A 4,004-nucleotide genomic window follows, 5' to 3' on the forward strand; every position below is an offset into this window, starting at 1 on the left:
CTCCCCACGCGCGTACCGCCTCCACCGCCTCGTAGCGGAAGCGTTCGGCTATGTCGGGGCCGTAGGCCCGTTGCAGTGCCGTTGCGCAGCGGACCAGTTCCACCTCGGCCAGCAGCCATGGCAGGACGTCGGCCCGGAAGTCGAGTGGTCCGCGGCGGCGCAGGGCGCGGATCCGTTCCCGGGTGAAGAGGAGCGGTCGGTAAGTGTGCCGGGGCCCCTTCTGGTTGCGGCCCCGGGCGAGCAGCGGCACTCCGCTGCGCGACCCGGCCACCACCACCGGCTCCCGCCCGCAGGGCACGTACCGCAGTCCGCCCCCGTCGGCCGGCACGAACCGGCCGCCGCGCCCGGTGGTGAGGGCGGCGAGCACGTCGTAGAAGGACAGCCCGAGGCCGATGACCCCTACGGTGCTGCCGGGCGGGACGTCGCCCAGCGGCATGTCGACCGCCGAGTCGCCGCGCACATACCGAAGCCCGGGGCGCGTCGCCGCGAAGTCCGCCAACGCGCGCTGTCCGGGCCGGAGTTCGGGCAGCGGATGGCCGGTCGTCAGCACCACCCGGTCGGCGCGCAGCTGCTCCCCGCCGCCGAGTGAGAGCAGATACCGTCCGTCCGGCTCGCGGACGACCGTCTCGACGTACCGGCGCAGCCGCCGCAGTCGGAGCGTGTCCGGCGGCAGCGTCTGTTCGATCCGGTCCAGGGCGTAGGCGAGGTACTGGCCGTACAGCCGGCGCGGCGCGCACACGTCGGGGGCGGCCCGGTCCGGTTCGACGAGGCGCCACCACTCGTACAGCGAGGGGCCGGCGCCCGCCCGGGCGGGACCGGAGTCCGGGAGGCCGGAGAAGATGGTGACCTCACCGCAGACGGTGTTCATCATCGACCAACGCGGCTGGTCCGTACGCCAGATACGGCCCGGCCCCACCTCCACGGCGTCGATCGCGTACACCTCGACGGGACGCGGCGCGGGCCGCTCGGCGAGACGGGCCGCCAGCCGCTCCAGCACGGAGATGCCGCGCGGCCCGGTGCCCACCACCGCGATCCGGTACGGCTCGGGCGGCGTGTCCCCAGGGAGTGGTTCGGGAAATCCGGCCGAACCGGACTCCGGGGCCGCCTCCAGAGCGAGCAGGTCGTGCCGGTCGGCGGTGTAGCGCAGCATCTGCAGCAGCCGGCCCGCCGTGACCGGGCCCGGGGACGCGCCCACCCGGCGCGGCAGCGGCATCCGCCCGGTCCTCGTCCAGCGCAGCCGGCCCTCCCCGTCGACCGCCGCCTGGGCCAGCCCCCGGTTGTCCTCGTGCAGACAGAACGGCACGTCCAGGATCCCGGCGGCGAAGGCGCGGGTCAGCGCGGTGCCCACGTCCTCGTGCAGCTCCAGCGTCGCCTCGACCAGCGCCCCGGCCTCGGCCAGTACCTCACCGGGGTCCACCTCGTGCGCCCACGGGATCCGGCTGTCCGCCCGGGCCCGTTCGGCGGCGCGGTCGGCCGACCTGAGCGAGGCGATGTTCTCCGCGACGGTCGGCAGCCGCAGCGCCTCCGCCGGGGTCTTCACCACGAGCCGCTGGGCGCCGCCGCGCACCGCCAGCTCAGCGCTGCGGTCCATCAGCAGCCGGGCGCCCAGCGGACTGCCCGGGAAGACACCCATGTACGTGTAGAGCACCAGATGCCGGTCGACATGGCCCGGCAGCCAGGCGTCCGCGAGGATCCGCAGCGCGGTCAGCGCCTCCACGTCCTGCCGGGCGTCGGTCTGCTGGGCGTAGCTCAGCGAGACGCTGGGGGTGCCCTGCTGCACGAAGAAGAGGGCCTCCAGCAGGCTCGTCGCCACCAGCAGGGAGGGCGGGCAGAGCTGGCCGAGCAGACAGCCGCCGAAGGTCTCCAGATGCGCGCGCAGCCCGCGGTCCCGGCTCAGCCCGGCGAACTCCGCCGTCGCCGCACGCCAGTTGGCGACCGACTCGGCGAGCGGGGTGCGGCCGTAGGGCAGGCAGTACGACACCGGGCCGCCCTCGCTCGCGGACAGCCCGGCGCGCACCATCGTGCGGAAGATGTCCCGCGGCAGCGCGGAGCCGTGCCGCACCTGCACCGGCCGCTCCCCGGCCGCCCGCGCGACCTCGGCGGTGACCCGCGGGCCGTGCGCCACCAGCGGGAAGCCGTTGAGCGGGTCGCCCGCGGCCAGTGCCGCCCGCGCGTGGTCGTGGTCGCCGACCCGGGTGTAGCTGTCCAGCGTGAGGGTGCCGACGGTCGGGAACGGCAGCGAGCACACCGCCCGCAGCCCCGCTGCCATCGCGTCCGGGGCGGCCATCCCCATCCGGGGCTGTACGACGAGACGGCCCGCGTCCGCCGCCCGGCGCACCCGGTCGCCCAGGTCGGCGGGGGAACGGCCGCGCACAGACTGCTCCGTCATACCGCCCTGCCCTCCGCGGCCCGCTGCGGCAGCGCGCCGAGGAGCCGGCCGATCGACGAGGCGTCCGCGGTGTCGGTGAACACCGCGTCGAAACCGGCGTCGACCAGGGCCCGGGCGGCCGCGGTGCCCTCGTCGCCGTCGATGCCCAGCTTGCCGCCGATGACGGCGGGGACGTCACCGGCGACGGGGTCGGCGCGCAGCTTGCGGATCACGCGTGCCCCGTCGAGGCGGCCGTGGCCGTTGACGGTGCTGACCACGAGCAGGTCGGGCCGGACGCGGCGCATGGAGTCGAGCAGCAGCCGGTCGGGTACGCACGGCCCGAGATTGACGACCTCGTGGCCCATCTCCTCGAGCAGCAGCTGCAGGAAGACCAGGTTCCAGGTGTGGGCGTCCGAGGAGACCGTGGACAGCAGGACGCGCCGTCGCCCGTCTCGTGGGGCCACCGTCCTCATAGTTGCTCATCTCTCTCTCGCGTAGGACTGGCTGATGGCTCTCGTGGGGGAGGGGCGACGGTGGGTCAGCGGAGCGTGACCAGCTGCCACATGCCCTCGAAGGCGCGCTTGACGAGCGTCTGCCGGTTGCTGATGAAGGAGGTGAGGAGGTAGCTGCCGGGCTGCAGGGCGAGGGAGAAGGCCGCGGAGGCGCCGGGCTGCAGCGGCGTGAGTCCGACGGGCACGCCGACGAAGGGGTACACCGGCGGCTGCTGGCCTTTGCGCAGCGCCTCCATGCAGGCGGTGACGTCGGCTTCGGTGGCGCCCGGGGTGGTGCGCAGGAACATCACCTCGTTGAGCTGGGCGGTGTGGTTGACGACCTGGAAGGTGCCGTCGGCGGGCAGGGTGGGGGCGGTGAGGTAGCGGCCCTGGTCGCCGTCGTCGTACGGGGCGATGGTGTGCGCGGTGACGGGCAGTCGGCCCTGCGGGCGGGTGCCGGTCACGGTGAGGGTGCGTACGCGCTCGGGGTGGGCGGGGTCGACGGTGGTGTAGTCGACGAGGTGGTAGGTGCCGGGTGCGAGGATCCAGCTCGTCTCGACCGGGCCGCCCACCGCGCTGACCGCCGGTCCGCCGAAGTAGCGGGCCTCGCTGTCGATGAGGGCGAGGCCGGTGCGGCGCTCGGCCGGGTCGGTGGCGGTGGCGGCCTGCCGGTAGTGGGTCAGGAAGTCCACCAGGGTCACGCCGGGCCGCAGCCTGACCAGTCCGAGGGGGTGCTGCTGCTTCTGGTCGGGGGTGGTGGCGCGCAGGGTCACCGCGCCCGCGGTCACCGAGTCCGTGCTGAGGGTCAGTGCGTCGGGCGCGGCCACCGCCTCCACGAGCTGCCCGGCACGCCGGCCGCGCGTGCCCTGCTGGGCGAGCGCGGGCGTGGGCAGCAGCGCGACCGCGCCCGAGGCCATTCCGAACAGCACTCCACGGCGCCCGAGCCTCGCGGGCCCGTCGCTGACGTTCGCTTGCATCACCGGTTCCTCCTCTTTGCTCCGAGGCCCGGCATGCTCCGTAGACCGGCTCAAGGGTGACTTCAGGGCGTATCGAGAGGGGGGCGGCACCGTGCGGGGGTCTCGGTCCGCGCAGTCCCTGGAGGTACCCCATGAGCCCCCCACCCCCGCACCTGTCTCTTATACACA

At 74.5% G+C, this 4,004-nt stretch carries 3 protein-coding genes; all 3 read right to left on the bottom strand.

Annotation, left to right across the window (positions count from 1 at the left end; translation table 11 throughout):
• A partial coding sequence (locus GRC12_RS42450; protein ID WP_208785786.1) for an FAD/NAD(P)-binding protein occupies positions 1-2,389 on the bottom strand: 2,389 nt, incomplete at its 3' end.
• Complete coding sequence (locus tag GRC12_RS42455) at positions 2,386-2,841, bottom strand: cobalamin B12-binding domain-containing protein (RefSeq protein ID WP_133043067.1); 456 nt, start codon at positions 2,839-2,841, stop codon at positions 2,386-2,388. The genes GRC12_RS42455 and GRC12_RS42450, both read right to left, overlap by 4 nt.
• 65 nt (positions 2,842-2,906) lie before the next feature.
• A complete protein-coding gene (locus GRC12_RS42460; protein WP_208785787.1) occupies positions 2,907-3,836 on the bottom strand; it encodes a hypothetical protein in 930 nt (309 codons plus the stop codon).
• Between the last annotated feature and the right edge of the window lie 168 nt (positions 3,837-4,004).

Source organism: Streptomyces griseorubiginosus, assembly GCF_017614965.1.
GTDB classification, from domain to species: domain Bacteria; phylum Actinomycetota; class Actinomycetes; order Streptomycetales; family Streptomycetaceae; genus Streptomyces; species Streptomyces griseorubiginosus_B.